An 18,479-nucleotide genomic window follows, 5' to 3' on the forward strand; every position below is an offset into this window, starting at 1 on the left:
GTTGGAAAGGTCTGTCTCTTTTAGGATATAAATTTTAGCATGAAGCATATCAATGGTTTTCAAAAAATAAAGCGAGTTGGACAGATTCTGAAAATCCTATCAAAACATGGGTTTGATGAGGTTGTTTCAAGATCCAACCTGGACAGGATTTTGCCAGATAGTTTTTTGTTCTGGAATAATCATGCTCGGAAAGTTTTTGAAGAAGATTTTAATATAAGGGTTAGGTTGGCGATTGAAGAGCTGGGGCCAACTTTTATTAAGTTGGGTCAATTACTTAGCAATCGTCCTGATATTATTCCAAAAGATTTACAAGAAGAGCTGGTAAAATTGCAAGATGAGGTGGCTGATGAAGGAATTGATATCCGAAAAAGGCTATCCAATGAATTGGAGATTGACCTAGATGCGCATTTTATTTCCATCGATGAAAAACCTATTGCATCTGCCTCAATTGCCCAAGTTTACCGTGCAACACTAAGCAATGGTAAGGAAGTCGTATTAAAAGTAAAACGGGAAGAAATTGATGAGGTAATCCAAGCTGACCTTGATTTTATCAAGGATTTAGTCAAGTTACTGCAGCGGAAATATGAAGTGGTTTATAAAATGAACCTCTATCAGATTGTTCTTTCATTTGAGAGTTCATTGTTGAATGAGCTTTCATTTACCAATGAAATAAATAACATTGAGCGCTTTAGGCGGAATTTTAAGGAGAACAAAGATGTATATGTTCCTAAAGTCTATAGGAAGTATAGTACGGATACCTTGATCTGCATGGAATACATCGATGGCGTAAAGGTGAATGATCTAGAAGGTTTTGAGCGATATGGGCTTTATCCAAAATCTGTTTTGCAGAACGTGTTGGATCTTTATCTGGAACAGGTATTGATGCATGGTTTCTTCCATGCCGATCCTCATCCTGGAAATGTATTTGTAAATCAGCGTGGCCAAATTGTCTTTATTGACTTTGGTGCCATGGGTTTTATGATTCCAGAAGACAGAAAAATCATAGAAGCAATGGTGTTGGATTTTTTAGCAAATGATGCGAAAAGCCTGATCAAAAACATAAAAAGGCTTTCGGTAGCTCATCATATTGAAGATGAAAGGCGATTGGAGCGAGATGCTTATGAAATATTTGAAATGATCAAGCAAAATGCATTGGATGATATCGATATCTCCGTGATGCTCCAAAAGCTAAATATCGTATTACAGAGTAACCATATCTTATTGCCTGATTTTGTCTATTTATTACTTCGTGGAGTTTCCATTTTGGAAGGTACCGGCAGACAATTGGATGCCGACCTCAATGTGCCCGAAAGTATTGAGCCATTTGCGAAAAAGATAGCAGCAGAGAAATTTTCTTCGGAATATATTCTAGGTCAACTGAAAGAGAAAGCAAAATTTGCGAAGGATGTCTTAACCGAAGTTCCTTTGGATCTATTGACTATTTTAGAAAAGGTTAAGGATGATAAGATTACTGTGAACCATAAGATGCAAGATTTTGATAACCTTCAATTGATCTTGCATAGAATGGGGAATAAGTTCTTGTTGTCTATTTTGGCAATGACCTTTGGTGTTGGAGCAAGTATTCTTGCTCATGGTCGCGTTGGTTATTTGATTTGGGGAATCCCTGTACTTTCTTGGTTTGGGTTTATAATGAGTTTTATCTTATGTTTCGCCTTATTGAGCCATTTGTATAAGAGTAAATGAGACAATAGATTTGAGATGTGAGATATGAGAAAATGTGTCTATTAAAAATAGAAAAACAGGGCAAACGGTGGGTTTGCCCTGTTTTTTGTTAGAATATGCTTTTTAAATGTTTGTAGTTTGATTTAATGGTTTCGAAAACTTCGTCCATTCGGCCACCAAGGATTAACTTGCCCATACTTTCTGTCATGCCTACGACTTGGTTTGCGCTGATGTGGGAAGGCATTGCCAAGGCACTTGGGTTAGTGAAGATGTTCAACAGGAATGGACATTCGACTCGTAAGGTTTCTGCAATGACTGCATCTATCTCCTCAGGTTTATGGATATTCATTGCTGGAATACCGAATGCTTCAGCCACTTTTGCAAAGTCAGGGTTAAGCATATCGGTTTGATTATCAACCAAACCAGCAACCTGCATTTCAAGTTTTACCATACCTAAGGCTCTGTTGTTGAACACGATAATTTTAATGGGCAGATTGTATTGTTTGATAGTAGCCAAATCACCTAATAACATGGAAAGGCCACCATCTCCACACATTGCTATGATCTGCCTTTCTGGGTGAGCAAAAGCTGCTCCAATTGCCATAGGCATGGCGTTTGCCATACTACCATGGTTAAAAGATCCTAACATCTTGCGATCCCCAGTCTGTTGAATATACCTTGCACCCCAAACACAGGTCATTCCAGTATCAAGGGTGAATATGGCGTTTGGGCTCGCGTGTTTGTTTATGACATCAGCAACAAATTCAGGCTGGATGGCATCTTGAGTCCCGATATCATCAACATATTCATGAAGGTTCTCCTGAACCTTTTTCGAGAATTTTCCAAAGGAATCCAGAAAAGCACTGTCAACTTTTTGGTCAAGGAGTGGCAATAAGGCAAGAATCGTTTCTTTGATATCACCTACAGCCCCAATATCAAGTTTGCATCTTCTGCCAAGTCTTTCCTCTGCGGTATCAATCTGGATAATCTTATTGTCCGTCGGCATAAAATCGTCATAAGGCATGTCCGTGCCGAGTAAAACCAAAACATCAGCTTCTTTCATAGCTTGGTAACAAGATGGGATGCCTAATAGGCCAGTCATTCCTACATCATATGGAGGAGGAAGTTGGGCATTCATTTTCCCCCTAAAGCTATAACCTACTGGAGATTTTAGTTTTTCTGCCAATAGCTGTAATTCTGATCTAGCGCCTATTGCTCCAATTCCTGCGTATAATGTGATCTTTAAGCCTTTATTAATGAGATCCGCTATGGTTTGAAGTTCTCTATCAGAAGGCCTGATTAATGGATTGCAACGGAAAATTTGGGTTGAAGTGACTGATTCTTTGGCTTTCAATTCAGAAACATCTCCTGGCAAGCCTATTACACTTACTCCTTTTTGAGAAATGGCATGTTGAATTGCAGATTGGATAATTCGTGGTGCTTGTTCAGCAGTCGTGATCAGTTGGTTATATCCGCTACAGTCATCGAAAAGCTTGTAAGTATTGGTTTCTTGGAAGTAGCCGGTTCCCATCTGATTAGTTGGAATGGTCGATGCAATGACGAGCATGGGTACATGTGCTCGATGTGCTTCATATACTCCATTTATTAAATGTATATGCCCAGGACCACAGCTTCCGGCACAACAAGCTAAGCCATCAAGCTCTGCCTCGGCAGCGGCGGCATAAGCACCTACTTCTTCGTGTCTGACATGGACCCATTGTATCCTTCCATCTTTTCTAATTGCTTCATTGAAAAAATTCAAACTATCACCTGTTACTGCATATACCCGTTTAACTCCTGCTTCTACGAGCATTTCTACCAATTGTTCTGCAACTATTTTAGCCATTTTGAATAAGATTTTATGTTTTATTTCCTTATTTAAATAACAGGGATTCAATCTTTTGGTTTCGTAAAACTCAAATAATACGGAATAGGACTTAGGCCATAGGGCAATGTCATTAAGTTAATGAAAAAACAAAAATTTAGATTCTTCGTTACTTTTGAAGCCCAAAAGTAACCAAAAGGCTTCGGCCCATTTAAGGTGGCATTTCGCACAGGCTCCCACACATGGATAGAATGCCTTGTTGTCGGGAATATCTTTCAGAATATCATCCCATTAAAAGGGATGATATTCTGAAAGCATTCCAAGGCCAATCCCATCGCGCAGGGCATCGGCATTCTATCCATTTTTCCGCCACTGGAAATGAGCCGGATGCTAAAGGACTTCATGCGGAAGGATAAATGTTTGTAGAAAACCCTCAGAGGGGGTGACTTCTTTGTAGAAAATCGGATCGTTAATCGAATAACCCACAGTGTGGGTGAAATATTTTTCTGAAAATCCCTACTGAATTCATTTCCAATTTTGTACGGATTAGTGAAGAATCTGTACGGTTCTCCTCCTAGAGGCTTTGTCATCTTCAATTCAATAAAGGCCGTCGTTGAGTTTGAAGGTTCGCATCTCTCCGAGATGCTTCAAATGAACCTTAGTACATAAAATCCTTAACTTAATGACTTAGGTTATAGAGGTATAAAAAAAGCGGCCATTTGGCCGCTTTTCGTAATGATATTTTATTATAGAAGGATATTAAAACTTATAGGTAACCCCTGCACCTAGAATCTGTCTTACCTGAAGTCCAGGTCCCTTAGTGCCATCACTTTTAGGAACATTCACGTTGTCATCATATACTAATTGCACAGCTGCATTGACCGTGATAAATTTGTTTACTTGAAGATTAAGGTTTGCTAAATAATCCACATCGACATTTTGTGGATCTTCTAGATAATTGGAATATAATTTCAGGATATTTTCAAAAGTAATGTTTTCCATTAATCCGACTTTGTAATACGCATCTAAAGCAGCACCGAATTCATTTCTTGAGAATTTATCCGGATCAACTCCGAAATCAGGTCTTAAGCTTTCTGCACCTACCATAACGAATCTTGCTGATGCAGGAGAGATGTTAATTTTAAAGTTGTCAGACTGTTTATAGGCAATACCTGGACCAAAGCTTAAATATGCTGGAGCAAAAGGAGCAGAAATTTTTCTACCTCTAGTTGCGCCATCATACTCATAACCGTTTGCAAATTGTGTGTTGAAGTTCATGAAAAAAGTGTAATACCATTTTTCAGCAGCTTGGTAACCAAGTAAACTATTTAAAGAGAATCGATCGTCGTTTTTTCTCCAATCTGTTTCTTTTTGGTAGGTCTGTCCGTAGGCTGCGATCAATTTATTATCCCAATTCCATTTGTCTTTTTTGTAATTGAAGTCATAATTGAAAATTAGGTTACCCGCTAAGGAATTAACTCCACCTGCCGCCCAGTTAGAAAAAGAGCTTTGGTTTAACAAGAATGTATTTTCTCCTTTGATCGTCCAAGTTTTGGTCGTGTCTGCCTGTGGGGCGTCTTGTTGTTCGGATTCTTGGGCTGAAACTTGAAAAGAGAAAAAGGTAACAGCAGATAAAAAAGCAACTTTTAATACTTTCATGATTGATAATTATTTTGTGAATAGTTGTGAAATTTGCGGCGCTAAATTATTAAATCTTAATATCTATGCAAGCCGATGGAATTGAAGAGGACTGAAGTCTATGTTTTTCAGTAATAGGAATTGGGAAACTAATCTTGATTTAAATCATTTAGGAGCAGGTTATATGATTTTGGATTCTTTCCTAATTATATTTTGAAAAAAATAAATGATTGTAACTTTTACAAAATTATATTTTGAATAAAAGGATTTTTCATTATGAAAAAATATAAAATATTCTTTACGATATGATCGCAAAGAGCTGAAATTTTATTGGATATTTGGACTAGAATTTGTTGTATTAGATAAAAAATAATGAAAGATGGTAATTGCGGTAGATTTCGATGGAACCATAGTTGAACATAGATATCCTAAGATCGGAAAACAGATTCCTTTTGCAATTGATACTTTGAAGCAGTTACAGAATGATTCTCATATTTTGATTTTGTGGACCGTAAGGGAAGGCGAGTTGTTACAAGAGGCAATTGATTATTGTAAAGATCAGGGGCTGGTTTTCTATGCTCACAATTCCAATTTTCCTGAAGAAGATCGGAGCCAAGGCTCCAGAAAGCTAAGTGCAGATCTATTTATCGATGACCGGAACTTTGGTGGGTTGCCCGATTGGGGGATAATTTATCGAGCAATCAATCGGAAAATGGCCCATGAGCTGCAGTTCAATACAGATGAAATATACCAAGAGGGCCACCGACCTTCTAAAGGTTCAGCTTGGAAAAAGTTCTTCAAATAATTTATTTATTACTTTAAAATTTCTATTTTTATAATATTATTAACGATTTCAATCCTTAATGTTGAGGTGTGTGGTAATAATTCCTCAACAATATCCTAAATGTTATTCTAACGCCCAAAAAATATGGGTTTTAAATCTTTCTTAATGGTATTAATAAAGGCTATCCTCAAAAGATAAAACTTTAAAATTAAATGTTTAAGCACGTAAATAGGGGTGTAAGGTTTGGGCTACAAATAGAGAAAAAGAAGATATAGAAGGGGTTAAACACTCGTTTGCCCTGTAAATATGTTATAAATTTGTTCCAAACAAATGCTAATTGTTATAGCAAAATTAAATTGTTGGTTAGACATAGTGTAACTGAATCTACTGACAAAAAAAAGTCTAAATAATTAAGTCGATGGAGTTTATCATTCTACTTGTTCCTTTTTTACTAGCCATATTTCTTGGGAAGATTATCATCCCATACATTATGCTTATTACATATAGGAAGAGGCTATTTGACCCCATCGATGCTAGAAAAGTCCATCAAAGTATAGTACCTAGGTTAGGTGGAGTTGCATTTGTTCCCATTCAATGTTGTTTATTAGCCATTACCGTTGTATTAGTTTATAAAACCAATTTTGTCAATTTGGGGATTGTGACATGGGAAGTGTTTCCCATGTTTATCATGCTGATTTGTGGGTTGGTTATTCTTTATATCATTGGTATTGCGGATGATTTAATTGGAGTAAGCTATAAATGGAAGTTTGTAGCTCAGATATTAGTGGCTACATTTTTTCCTTTAGCTGGTTTATGGATCAATGACCTATATGGTTTAATGTTCCTAACTTACCTTCCTGCATGGGCAGGTATTCCCCTCACGATTTTTGCCGTCGTTCTAATTATCAATGCCATCAATCTAATTGATGGTCTAGATGGTTTGTGTTCAGGGTTGGTTGGAGTAGGGTGCCTAGTATTAGGTACGTTATTTGCATTTTACCATGCCTGGATCCATGCTTTATTGGCATTTATTACAACCGGTATATTAATATCATTTTTCTATTATAATGTTTTTGGGGCATCCAAAAGGAGAAGAAGGATATTCATGGGGGATACGGGAAGTATGACTTTGGGTTATACAATGGCCTTCTTAGCAATAAGTTTTGCAATGAACAATAAAAGTATCAAGCCTTTTTCAGAAGGTGCAATTGTTGTTGCTTTCTCAACCTTAATTGTTCCTGTATTTGATGTAGCAAGAGTTATATTTATTAGATGGTTTAAAGGATTGCCCTTATTTAAAGCTGATCGTAGTCACTTACACCATAAATTACTTCGTTCTGGACTTTCACACAAAAGTGCAATGATGAGCATCATCGGTCTCTCTTTGTTTTTCTGTGCTTTTAATATTATCACGGTCCAATTTATTAGCAATAATATTGTTGTTCTATTGGATTTAGTTTTATGGTTTTTATTTACATTGACTTTCAATTATTTTGTGAACAAAAGAAACGCAAAACTTGTTAATCAAGAAATGGAGCAAGAAATTATTAAAGTAGAAACGGTTCAATTTGCTGAGGATCCATTAAAAGAAGTGAAAACTGGTGTAGCTTCAAATGCAGTTTCCGTCACATTAACAAAAAAAATATAACATTTAGATCATAGATGAATATAGCTATTATCGGTGGTTCAGGTTTTGTTGGCACAAAGCTAATTGGAAACCTCATTGATACTCCCACACTAAACCTTATCAATATTGATAAACAACAAAGTTCTAGTTATCCGCAAATAACAAAGATTGCAAATGTGCTCGACAAAGTTCGATTAAAAGAGCTTTTGAAGGGGCAGGATGTTGTTATTTTGTTAGCTGCCGAGCATAGGGATGATGTTTCTCCAACTTCACTTTATTATGATGTGAATGTAGAGGGGATGAGACATACCCTTGAAGCGATGGAAGCCAATGGAGTCAATAGGTTAATCTTTACGAGCTCTGTTGCGGTTTATGGTTTAGATAAGGATAATCCGGATGAATCTTTCCCTGCGGATGCCTTTAACCATTATGGAAAGAGTAAGTGGGAGGCTGAACAAGTGCTACAGGAATGGTATAAGACCCATTCGGATTGGAATGTGAATATCGTTCGTCCTACCGTGATATTTGGAGAGGGAAATAGAGGAAATGTATTTAACCTTTTGAATCAAATTGCTTCAGGGAAATTCATGATGATAGGGGATGGAAAGAACCAAAAATCTATGTCCTATGTTGGGAATGTTGTAGCATTCCTTGAGTTTTTGATTCAGCACAAACGCGAAGGTTATAATGTTTATAATTATGTAGACAAACCTGATTTTACCACAAATGATTTGGTTTATCATACCGGTGAGATTTTAGGGAAGAAAATACCTACAACCCATATTCCATATTGGATTGGGATGTTAGGGGGTTATGGGTTTGATGTGTTGGCCTTTATAAGCCGAAAAAAACTGACGATCAGTTCTGTTCGTGTCAAGAAATTCTGTGCAGTTACTAAATATGATTCTACAAAGGCGATGTCTTCGGGTTTTGTTCCACCTTATTCGATGGAAGAAGGCTTAAGGAGGATGTTGAATGCAGAATTTGGGAAGTAAACTAGAATGGCTTCAGAGAATTTAAAAAGAATAGCGAAGAATTCCTTTATGCTATATGTTCAAATGTTTTTGAGCATGTTAGTGTCATTGTATACCTCTAGGGTATTATTAACTGAACTAGGGGTTGAAGATTTTGGGATTTACAATGTTGTAGGGGGAATCGTCGCTATGTTTGTAATATTAAGTGGGTCGATGACTTCATCTTCCACAAGATATTTAACATTTGCCTTAGGGAAAGGGGATCTTAAAAATTTTCAGAAGATTTTTAGTACATCCTTATTAGTGCATTTATTAATTGCAGTAGTAATTGTAATAATTGCTGAACCTACTGGAATATGGTTCATGGAGAATAAGATGCAAATTGCAGATAATAGGATGGACGCTGCTAATGTTATTTTTCATTGTTCAGTTGTAATTACAGCCATAAATATAATTGGCGTACCTTTTTCGGGAGTAATTATTGCCCATGAAAAGATATCAGTTTTCACTTATTTTTCACTAATAGATTTAGCATTAAAACTTGGATTAATAATATTTTTGAAGACTTATTCGGGCGATAAATTAATTTTTTACGGAGTCTTACTTTTGGCTATCCAAATTTTAATTCAGATCCTGATTATTATCTATTGTTACTCAACATTTCGTGAAATTAAATCTAAATTATTTTGGGATCGGGGTTTATTCAAAGAAATGTCTTCATTTGCTGGATGGAGTTTGTTCGGAGATTCAGCATTTATTTTGCAGAACCAAGGGATTAACCTGTTAATTAATGTGTTTTTTGGAACAACTGTAAATGCTGCAAGGGGAGTAGCTATGCAAATGCAAGGTTTAGTTATTAGGTTTATTAGTAGTTTTCAGACAGCAATTAATCCTCAAATTACTAAAAGTTATGCAAGTGAAAATTTTCATTTTATGCATAAATTGATTTATGCTAGTTCTAAATTTTCATTTTATTTATTTTTAATATTATCGCTGCCGATTTTAATCGAGACTGAGATGATATTGTCAATTTGGTTAAAGGTTGTTCCAGACTATACAGTTGGATTTGTAAGGATTATTTTATTAATTACTTTAATAAATGCCTTTGCAAACCCATTAGTTTTTGCAGTTAAAGCAACTGGGGTAATCCGAAAGTATGAAATTGTAGTAGGCGTAATATCATTGACAATTGTTCCAATTTCGTATTTCTTACTTGCTAATAATTTTCCAGTTATTACTGTTTTTATTGTACATTTTATAGTTGAAATTGTTGGTCAGATTTTCCGATTGATTATTGTTTCTCCTTTAATAAAGATGTCAAAATTAACCTATGTAAAAGAAGTTGTGATCAATTGTCTATTGATTTTTGCGATTGCCGTTTTAGTGCCTATAATATTATTGCTTTTTATGGATGATTCATTCATTCGGTTATTATTGGTTGTTTTATCTTCAATTTTTGGCGTATTGATTTCTTCATATTTTTTAGGAATGAATGATACTGAAAGGTTATACCTAAAGAATGTGATTCAATCAAGACTTGGTGTGAGTAATTAATTAATAATTATGAGTTTTGTTTCTGTTGTATTGCCCGCATACAAACTAAAATTTTTAGAAGCGGCCATTGATAGTATTTTGAATCAAAGTTTTACCAACTTTGAGTTGATAATTGTTAATGATGCTTCCCCAGAGGATTTAGACTCTTTGTTACATTCCATTACGGATCCGAGGATTACATATCATAAAAATGCTGAAAATATTGGTGGGAAAAGTCTTGTAAAGCAATGGAATCATTGTATTCAATTTGCAAAAGGAGATTATATTGTATTAGCTGCAGATGATGATTTATATGATTCGGAATTTCTTCAAAATTGTGTAGATTTAGCTAATAAATATCCTGAAGTAGATATTATTAGATCTATGGTCGAACAAATTGATGAGAATAATAATACTATAGGAGTCGATGGCATAATCCCTGAAAAGTGTAGTAAATATGAGTTTTTATATTCATGGTATAAAGCTTCTATATTTACTTGTATAGGAAATTATATGTTCAAATCTAGTGTTTTGAAAAGCAAAGGATTTATAGACTTTCCATTTGCTTTTGGTTCAGATGTAGCATCAACCCTATTATATTCAGAAAACGGAGTTGCCAACACTAACCAAATGTTATTTAAATTTAGAATTTCAAGTTATCATTTGTCAAGTAATCAAAATTTGCTGTTCGAAAAGTTACAGGCGACTACAAAATTATACTTATGGCTGTTTAATTTAAATTATGATAGACCATCCAATAGATTTGATGCTTATTATTTTGAGGAAACTTCCAAAAGTAGATTGTACGAAAAATGTGTCTATGATTATTATAATCAGGTGATAAAGTTTTTGCCAATCAGCAAGATTTTAGTGATTAATAAATGTGTATTAGTTAAAAGGAGAGATAAGATTAAGATGGCTTTTCGTTTTATTCTTAGTAAGATAATGTAGAAAACTTTAATTTTAGTTGTTATTTAAATAATTAATAATGATACCAGTTACCAAACCATTTTTACCTCCGATTGAAGATTATAAAGATTATTTAGACGGCATCTGGTCACGAAAATGGTTGACTAACATGGGGCCTTTAGCAAGCAAATTAGAAATGGAGCTTAAGAACTACTTAGGCATTAAACATTTGTTGTATGTTACGAATGGAACAGTTGCTTTGCAATTGGCTATTAAAGCTTTAGATCTCAAGGGAGAAATTATTACCACACCATTTTCTTTTGTTGCTACGACCTCCTCGATTGTATGGGAAGGTTGCATACCAAAGTTTGTTGATATTGACCCAGATACATTAAATATTGATCCAAGAAAAATAGAAGAAGCGATTGGTCCAGATACAAGTGCAATTTTGGCAACACACGTTTATGGCAATCCCTGTGATGTGGAAGCGATAGAAATTATTGCTAGGAAGCATAAGCTAAAAGTTATTTATGATGGAGCACATGCATTTGGGGTAAAAGTGAATGGAAGATCAATATTTGAATATGGTGATATAAGTACTTGCAGTCTTCATGCTACAAAGCTCTATCATAGTATTGAAGGAGGCCTCGTCATTACCAAAGATCCAGATTTACTAAAGAAAATTGCATATATGAGAAATTTTGGGATTTCAGGATACAGCAGTTTTGATGAACTGGGATTAAATGGAAAGAATTCTGAATTTCATGCTGCCATGGGATTGGTTAATTTCAACTGGTTAGATAGAATAATAAACAGACGCTTGGAGATTATTAAAAAATATGAAGATAATCTTAAGGGGTTAAATGCAAGGATTCCAAAGTGGCATGGTAAATCAACACAAAATGGAGCTTACTTGGTATATATTTTAGAATCAGAGGAACTATTGTTAAAAATCAAAACTACTTTAGATACCAATGAAATTTTTACAAGGAGATATTTTTATCCAAGTCTATCTTCAAGTTTGCCATATTTAACACCAATTCAATGTGAGGTTACAGATGATATTGCGAAGAGGGTCTTGTGTCTTCCCTTGTTTTATGAATTGACTGATGAGGAAGTAGACTGGATATGTAGGCTAATATTAAGGAGTCAAAATAACAATTAAATGTTAATATTTGGAGCAAAAGGCTTAGCCAAGGAAGTTTTGGAAGTTTGCTTAGAAAAGGAAAATAAGAGTGATATTGTATTTTTTGATGATATTTCATCTGATCTTCCTAATAAACTTTACAATGAATTCGAAATCCTCCGAAACCTTGAAGAAGCAACTGACTATTTTAAGAAAATTGACAATCGTTTTGTTTTAGGTTTAGGTGGTCCTTTTTTGAGATCTTTTGCATATCAAAAATTTATAAATATTGGTGGAATTCCGTATTCTATAATATCTTCAACTAGTAAAATAGGATCATTTGGTGTGGAAATTGGTGCCGCGTCAAACATAATGTTGAATTCCGTAATTACCAATGATGTTAAACTAGGAAAAGGGGTTTTGGTTAACCAAATGGCTTCAATTGGCCATGATGTTTTAATTGATGATTTTGTTGAAGTCTGTCCAGGTTCTGCTATTTCAGGAAATTGTAGAATTGGTGAATTAACATTTTTAGGCACTAATTGCACAATTCTTCCAAATATTACTGTTGGCAGAGGAGTAGTTGTTGGTGCTGGTTCAGTTATAAATAGGGACATTCCGGATGGATGCACAGTAGTCGGGGTTCCAGGTAAAATAATAAAAGAAAACAATAATTATTTAAAATAATAGTAAAACTTTAAGGGTATTAAATTTTGTGATATGGATTAAAAAAAGAAAACAAAAAAAAACAGAAATCACGCAGACTAAACACACACTAGTAATTTTAACATCTTAGAACAAATTCATTATGCTTAGAAAAAAAATAGGTATAATGCAGCCATATTTTTTTCCGTATTTGGGTTATATCAGTTTAATAAAACATACTGATAAGTTTATTTTATTAGATACTGTCCAATTTATTAGAAAGGGTTGGATTGAGCGAAATAGAATATTAAAACAAAAGGAAGGATGGTTGTACATTCAGGTACCATTGAAAAAAGAAAATGGTAGATCAACCTTGATTAAAGATTGTAAATTAGATAATTCTAAACCTTGGAAAGATAAGATTTTAGCACAATTTCAGATTTATAAAAAAATTGCGCCAAATTATGATGTAGTCATGGATTTTCTGAGAAAAGTTTTCTCAAAGGATTTTGATGATATTACTTCTTTAAACAAACATATCCTTACGGAATTATGTTTATTTCTTGATATGCCTAAGGAAATTTTAGTCTTTTCAAAAATGGGATTAAAGATTGATGAACCGAAAAATCCTGATGAATGGGCATTAAATATTTGTAAAAGCTTAGGAGCACAATTAACTTATATTAATCCTATTGGAGGCCAAGTATTCTTTAATAGAGATAAATATATTAATGCTGATATTGATATGTATTTTCATCAAATTAAACTCAAAGATTATAAACAAGGATATAGAGAATTTGAGCCTGCGCTATCAATTTTGGATGCATTGATGTTCAATTCAAAAGATGAAATTCATCAAATGTTAGATCAGATTAAGTTAGTTTAATGTTGCAATTGCCAGACCTTTTTGCAAGCTATTTACTTTAATTATCTTATAAATTCTATGGTAAACCCAATTATTAACAGAAAAATTGATGTTTCTGTAATTATGACTACTTATGGTCATGCTAATTATATAGTACAGGCTTTGGATGGAATACTTTCTCAAAATTTCGAAGGTATAGTAGAAATCTTAATTTCTAATGATAAGTCTCCAGATAACACGGATGAAATCTTAAAAGAATATTTTTCAAACGTTAAAGTTCCTGAAAACTTTATTATTAATTATGTTAATCAGGAAAAAAACCTTGGAGCGTTAGAGAACTTTTTATGGACAATAGAAAATGTTAAGGGAGAATATGTAGCTATATGTGAAGGAGATGATTTTTGGGTAGATAATGATAAATTAACAAAACAATATAATTTCTTGAGTAAGAATGATGAATATTCCATAGTTTTTTCAAATGTAAATGTTAAAATCGAAGATGGTGAGTATAATCAGTCTAACGAACTAACTAAGGTTGAAATAAATAGAGAATTTAAAAGTGATGAGATTATTAAGGACTGGATAGCGCATACGTCATCCTTTTTTATGAAAAATTCTGATCATTTTAAAAAGTTCCCTAGTTTTTTTCGTAAGCATAAATTTATGTATGGAGATACAGTTTTATTTCTATACATGATGAAGGCTGGTAAGAGTTATGGAATTACTGATACTACTTCGACATATAGAAGGCATTCTGGAGGTTTAACAAATCAAACTCAAGATGTTTCATTTTTTCGAAAATATATCTTGCATATGGAATCATTTAAAAATGCATTCAACGAAAAATCGAATCTTAAAATAATCAAGAATATTCTAAAACAATTACATCTTAAAATTTTCTTTCATCCAGCTTCAACGACTTCAGAAAAGGTCAATAATTTTATTCAAGCTAATAAATATGATTGGTTCTTAGTTGTTAAAATAATTATTGACAAAGTTCGGCTACAAAATAAATAATAATTATTTAGATTCTCATGAAGGACCAAAATTTGCCATATTTTAGAAGGAAAATCATCCCTTTAATAAAAGTTGTTAAATCTATGATTTTAGGTCAACTTCATCATTCGGAAATTCCTACTCCAAAACAAGAGGACTTATTGGTTATTAATACAGGTAGCAAAGTTTCTGCTATTCCAATTCCTAAAATTATTTGGATGTACTGGGAAGATGGAAATTTACCCGAATTGGTTCAAAAGTCGGTCGAAAGAATTACAAGAATCAATTTGGGTTTTAAGGTTGTATTATTAAATAAAGATAACCTATCCGATTACTTGCCGTCTTTTGTCTGCGAATCAAACATTCCTTTAGCAAATAAATCAGATCTTATTAGGTTAGAATTACTCTATGAGTTTGGAGGGATTTGGGTGGATAGCACTGCAATAATTAATGAGAATTTTGATTGGGTAATTAACTTATCAAATGATAATCATTATGATTTGATAGGATACTATAGGGAAGTATCTACCACTGATAAGAATTATCCAGTAATTGAATCTTGGTTTTTAGCTACTTATCCTAAAAATTCTTTTATTAAATTGTGGCTAGATATTTTAAGACCTCTTGGCAATATTGGAAATAAAGCATATTTTGATAGAATACAAGAAAGAGATGATTATGAACTAATCCGTCAAAAAATTACTGATCCTTCATATCTTTTAGTCTATTTAGCTTGTCAAATAGCAATGCGAGAATCATCTGGATTAAATTTATATCTGAAGAAATGTGAAGATTGTTGTTTTTTAATTCAAGAAAGTTTGAACTGGGATAAATACCTGATTAATTATACTTTCTGTAGAAAACCTATTGATGGAAATTTTTATCCCTTTATTAAGTTAACTTCCACTGACAGGTCTATGATAAAAGAATATGGAATGCTAGGGTTGATAAATAAAAATAGCTTGATCGGGAATTTATTACAGAATGGGTAAATATGAAACAATAATTAATTGAAAAATCTTAAAATGAATAATAAACATATTCCAATTGTTCTGGCTTTTACTTCAAATTATTTTGTTCCAGCCTGCACATGTATTTATTCTATTGTTTCAAATTCTAAAGAACAATTTAATTTTATATGTCTTCTTCAAGAAGATTTGGATGAAAATTTGGTTGGGAAGTTAAAAATGTTGATTGGTGATAAGCATAGATTGACATTAAAAAATCTAAATGGATTGTTACAAGATATTTATATTGATGAAAGATATACGATTGCAGCATCCTACCGATTATTAATTCCGGAAATTATAGAGGAATATGATAAAGTCATTTATTTAGATTGCGATATTATTATTAAAAATGACCTTGGGCAGATCTATGAGATTGATCTGCAAAATAATTATTTAGGTGCGGTATACGAAGCTGCGATTCCAGAACAATTTGATTATTTGGAATCAATTGGATGTAAGCCAGGTCAATATTTTAACTCTGGTGTTTTATTGATGAATACTGGTTTAATGAGGAAAGATGATCTAACTAAAAAATTGCTAAAAGAAGCAAACAATCCTAACTATATGTTTCCTGATCAGGATGCTTTAAATAAAATATGTTCTGGTAGAACACTTGGATTACCAGTTTGGTGCAATAGCATTAGAACATATTTTTTAGTTCAATATAAAGCGGATTTTTTAAAAAGATTTTCATTAAGCGATTGGGAAAAGGTACAACATATTGGGAATATTCATTATACTGGTGAAAAACCTTGGAATACCTTCACAATAAAATTTGTTGATTGGTGGAATGTATATGAAAAACTACCACTAACAATAAGGGAGGAAATGACAGTAAATCACAAGTTGTATAATAATTATAAATTATTGAAGAATAAAATTGTATATAGTTTGTTTAATTCTGCTTTAAACTTATATAGACGTTTAAAATATTAGTATTTAATGAAGCAAGCTTTTTTAATTTTAGCTCATAACGAATTTGAAATCTTGGAAAGATTAGTGGGGGTTTTAGATGATCCACGGTTTGATATTTATATTCATTTTGATAAAAAAAATAAGGAAGTCCCAGTATTAAAAACTAATCATTCAGGTCTTTATATATTAAATAATAGGATTGATGTAAGATGGGGAGACTATTCCATCGTAGAGGCTGAAATAAGCTTATTTGAAGCTGCCCTTAATAATAGTAAATATAAATATTTACATCTTTTATCTGGGGTTGATTTTCCAATAAAAACTATGGATGAAATTTATAACTTTTTTGAAAATGCTGAGGGGAAGGAGTTTATTGGGTTTAACTCTACAAACTATCAAAATGAGGTAAATAGAAAAGTTAATAAATTTCATCTATTTCCCAAAGATTTTAGGGGGAATGGCAATTTTATTTCTTTAGGAAAACGACTGTTGCGATATATATTTATAGAATTTCAAGTTATTTTTAAGATTAATAGAAATGAAGAAATTAATTTTAAAAAAGGAACTCAATGGATTAGTATAACCAGTGAATTAGCTGATTTTGTAATAAATAAGAAAAAGGAGTTAAAGAAAATTTTTCGTAATACCTTTTGCTCTGATGAAATATTTATGCAGACCATTTGTTGGAATTCTGACTTTAAAGAGAAAATTTATAATATTGTGGATGAAGGGCAAGGGTGCTTGAGAGAGATTGGTTGGCATGAAAATGAAATTCGTGCCTGGACATATAAAGATTTTGATTATTTAGTGAATACAAAATCTTTTTTTGCAAGAAAATTCAATTCGCATGATATGCGAATAATAAATAGACTAACTAAATATATTCTTAAATAATCCCAGATTATTAAAATCGGTATTTAAAGAATTAAAAAATTTTCGATGAAAGTTTCAATAATTATTCCTGTGTATAATGCGCAAGATTATATAATAGATTGCCTGAAATCTGTTATGGATCAAAGTTATGTGAATATTGAATGTTTAATTATTGATGATGGAAGTAAAGAAAATTATGGAATTGAATTAATAAAAAATATATTAGCAGAATATCGAGGCGAGATAGATTTCAAACTTATTATCCTTGAAGAGAATAAAGGTGCCTCGGGAGCTAGGAATGAAGGAATTTCGCTTGCATCAGGAGACTATTTATATTTTTTAGATAGCGATGATGAAATAACTTCTAATTGCATTTCTTTGTTGGTTGCCGATTTAGAAAATCACCCCAATGCCGATTTGGTCCAGGGGAATGTACTCTGCGAAAATGAAGTCTTAATGCCTGATATTTCTCTTAATGGCAAGGGTTTTCCCGATTTCTCCACTGACAAAAGTTGGATTCGAAATCATTTGTTTTTAAGTTTACCTATTGTTCCTTGGAATAAGTTAATCAAAGTAGAATTATTACGAAAGGAATCCTTATATTTTCATGAAGGTATTGTAAATGAAGATGTTCTTTGGTTATTTCGGTTAAGAAAAAGTGTCAAGAGTATTGTATTTAATCATGAGGTGACCTATCTGCATAAAACCAATTTAAACTCTGTGATGAATTCTCCGAAGAATGAGTTAAAGCGTATTAATTCGTATCTAAAAATTCTCAAAGTTTTTATTAGTGAAATTGATGACGAGAACAAGCTGGCCGATAATTTTGCTGTCCTGAAACATTTTATGCACAATAAACTTTTGGTGTTTTTTCCTGAAAATCAGAATTATTTTAAAACAAATTTTGATGAATGTTTAAGCCAGGCATTAAATAGTGAAAAAGTACCTTGGTACTTTAAATTAATGTATTTTACCATGAAATTACCAGGGAAAACTTATAAGCACTTTCTTTGGTTTTGGAAGAAGAATTTAGGTCTTCTTTATCGTATCTCTATAAAATAAAGGTTGTCAATAAA

16 protein-coding genes are annotated in these 18,479 nt (G+C 32.9%); 14 read left to right on the forward strand and 2 right to left on the reverse strand.

The window, feature by feature from the left end:
• Window positions 1–39: 39 nt before the first annotated feature.
• Window positions 40–1,704: an AarF/ABC1/UbiB kinase family protein gene (locus ACK2WI_RS05865; RefSeq protein WP_093097085.1), complete on the forward strand. Its 1,665-nt coding sequence runs from the start codon at window positions 40–42 to the stop codon at window positions 1,702–1,704.
• An 88-nt stretch (window positions 1,705–1,792) separates the two neighbouring features.
• Here ACK2WI_RS05865 and ACK2WI_RS05870 read toward each other — a convergent pair whose 3' ends face one another.
• Both ACK2WI_RS05870 and ACK2WI_RS05875 read right to left on the reverse strand, forming a co-directional pair.
• The gene (locus ACK2WI_RS05870) at window positions 1,793–3,529 is read right to left on the reverse strand and encodes a thiamine pyrophosphate-dependent enzyme (protein ID WP_409150048.1); all 1,737 of its coding nucleotides are present in this window, start codon (window positions 3,527–3,529) and stop codon (window positions 1,793–1,795) included.
• 738 nt (window positions 3,530–4,267) lie between these two features.
• The gene (locus ACK2WI_RS05875; RefSeq protein ID WP_409150049.1) at window positions 4,268–5,167 is read right to left on the reverse strand and encodes a DUF3078 domain-containing protein; all 900 of its coding nucleotides are present in this window, start codon (window positions 5,165–5,167) and stop codon (window positions 4,268–4,270) included.
• Between the two features lie 358 nt (window positions 5,168–5,525).
• Here ACK2WI_RS05875 and ACK2WI_RS05880 point away from each other — a divergent pair, with 358 nt between their 5' ends.
• From ACK2WI_RS05880 to ACK2WI_RS05940, 13 genes are all read left to right on the forward strand, one after another.
• Window positions 5,526–5,951, forward strand: a complete 426-nt coding sequence (locus ACK2WI_RS05880; protein WP_312696801.1) for a BT0820 family HAD-type phosphatase — start codon at window positions 5,526–5,528, stop codon at window positions 5,949–5,951.
• A gap of 397 nt (window positions 5,952–6,348) precedes the next feature.
• Window positions 6,349–7,578, forward strand: a complete 1,230-nt coding sequence (locus tag ACK2WI_RS05885) for an MraY family glycosyltransferase (RefSeq protein ID WP_409150050.1) — start codon at window positions 6,349–6,351, stop codon at window positions 7,576–7,578.
• A gap of 14 nt (window positions 7,579–7,592) precedes the next feature.
• The gene (locus ACK2WI_RS05890; RefSeq protein ID WP_312696799.1) at window positions 7,593–8,552 is read left to right on the forward strand and encodes an NAD-dependent epimerase/dehydratase family protein; all 960 of its coding nucleotides are present in this window, start codon (window positions 7,593–7,595) and stop codon (window positions 8,550–8,552) included.
• A 6-nt stretch (window positions 8,553–8,558) separates the two neighbouring features.
• A complete protein-coding gene (locus ACK2WI_RS05895; protein WP_409150051.1) occupies window positions 8,559–10,085 on the forward strand; it encodes a lipopolysaccharide biosynthesis protein in 1,527 nt (508 codons plus the stop codon).
• Window positions 10,086–10,094: 9 nt separating this feature from the next.
• On the forward strand, window positions 10,095–11,015 hold the full coding sequence (locus ACK2WI_RS05900; protein WP_409150052.1) for a glycosyltransferase family 2 protein: 921 nt from the start codon (window positions 10,095–10,097) through the stop codon (window positions 11,013–11,015).
• Window positions 11,016–11,052: 37 nt separating this feature from the next.
• Complete coding sequence (locus ACK2WI_RS05905) at window positions 11,053–12,138, forward strand: DegT/DnrJ/EryC1/StrS family aminotransferase (RefSeq protein WP_312696796.1); 1,086 nt, start codon at window positions 11,053–11,055, stop codon at window positions 12,136–12,138.
• A complete protein-coding gene (locus tag ACK2WI_RS05910) occupies window positions 12,139–12,786 on the forward strand; it encodes a NeuD/PglB/VioB family sugar acetyltransferase (protein ID WP_409150053.1) in 648 nt (215 codons plus the stop codon).
• Window positions 12,787–12,907: 121 nt separating this feature from the next.
• Entirely contained in the window at window positions 12,908–13,630 is a 723-nt protein-coding gene (locus ACK2WI_RS05915) for a WbqC family protein (RefSeq protein ID WP_409150054.1), read from the forward strand.
• Between the two features lie 57 nt (window positions 13,631–13,687).
• Entirely contained in the window at window positions 13,688–14,626 is a 939-nt protein-coding gene (locus ACK2WI_RS05920; protein ID WP_409150055.1) for a glycosyltransferase family 2 protein, read from the forward strand.
• 17 nt (window positions 14,627–14,643) lie between these two features.
• Window positions 14,644–15,597: a glycosyltransferase family 32 protein gene (locus ACK2WI_RS05925; RefSeq protein WP_409150056.1), complete on the forward strand. Its 954-nt coding sequence runs from the start codon at window positions 14,644–14,646 to the stop codon at window positions 15,595–15,597.
• A 33-nt stretch (window positions 15,598–15,630) separates the two neighbouring features.
• Window positions 15,631–16,551: a glycosyltransferase family 8 protein gene (locus tag ACK2WI_RS05930; protein ID WP_409150057.1), complete on the forward strand. Its 921-nt coding sequence runs from the start codon at window positions 15,631–15,633 to the stop codon at window positions 16,549–16,551.
• A gap of 6 nt (window positions 16,552–16,557) precedes the next feature.
• On the forward strand, window positions 16,558–17,424 hold the full coding sequence (locus tag ACK2WI_RS05935; protein WP_409150058.1) for a beta-1,6-N-acetylglucosaminyltransferase: 867 nt from the start codon (window positions 16,558–16,560) through the stop codon (window positions 17,422–17,424).
• A 45-nt stretch (window positions 17,425–17,469) separates the two neighbouring features.
• The gene (locus tag ACK2WI_RS05940; protein ID WP_409150059.1) at window positions 17,470–18,465 is read left to right on the forward strand and encodes a glycosyltransferase family 2 protein; all 996 of its coding nucleotides are present in this window, start codon (window positions 17,470–17,472) and stop codon (window positions 18,463–18,465) included.
• Window positions 18,466–18,479 lie beyond the last annotated feature (14 nt).

The sequence above is a fragment of the Sphingobacterium sp. BS-2 genome (assembly GCF_046161205.1).
Classification (GTDB): Bacteria; Bacteroidota; Bacteroidia; order Sphingobacteriales; family Sphingobacteriaceae; genus Sphingobacterium; species Sphingobacterium mizutaii.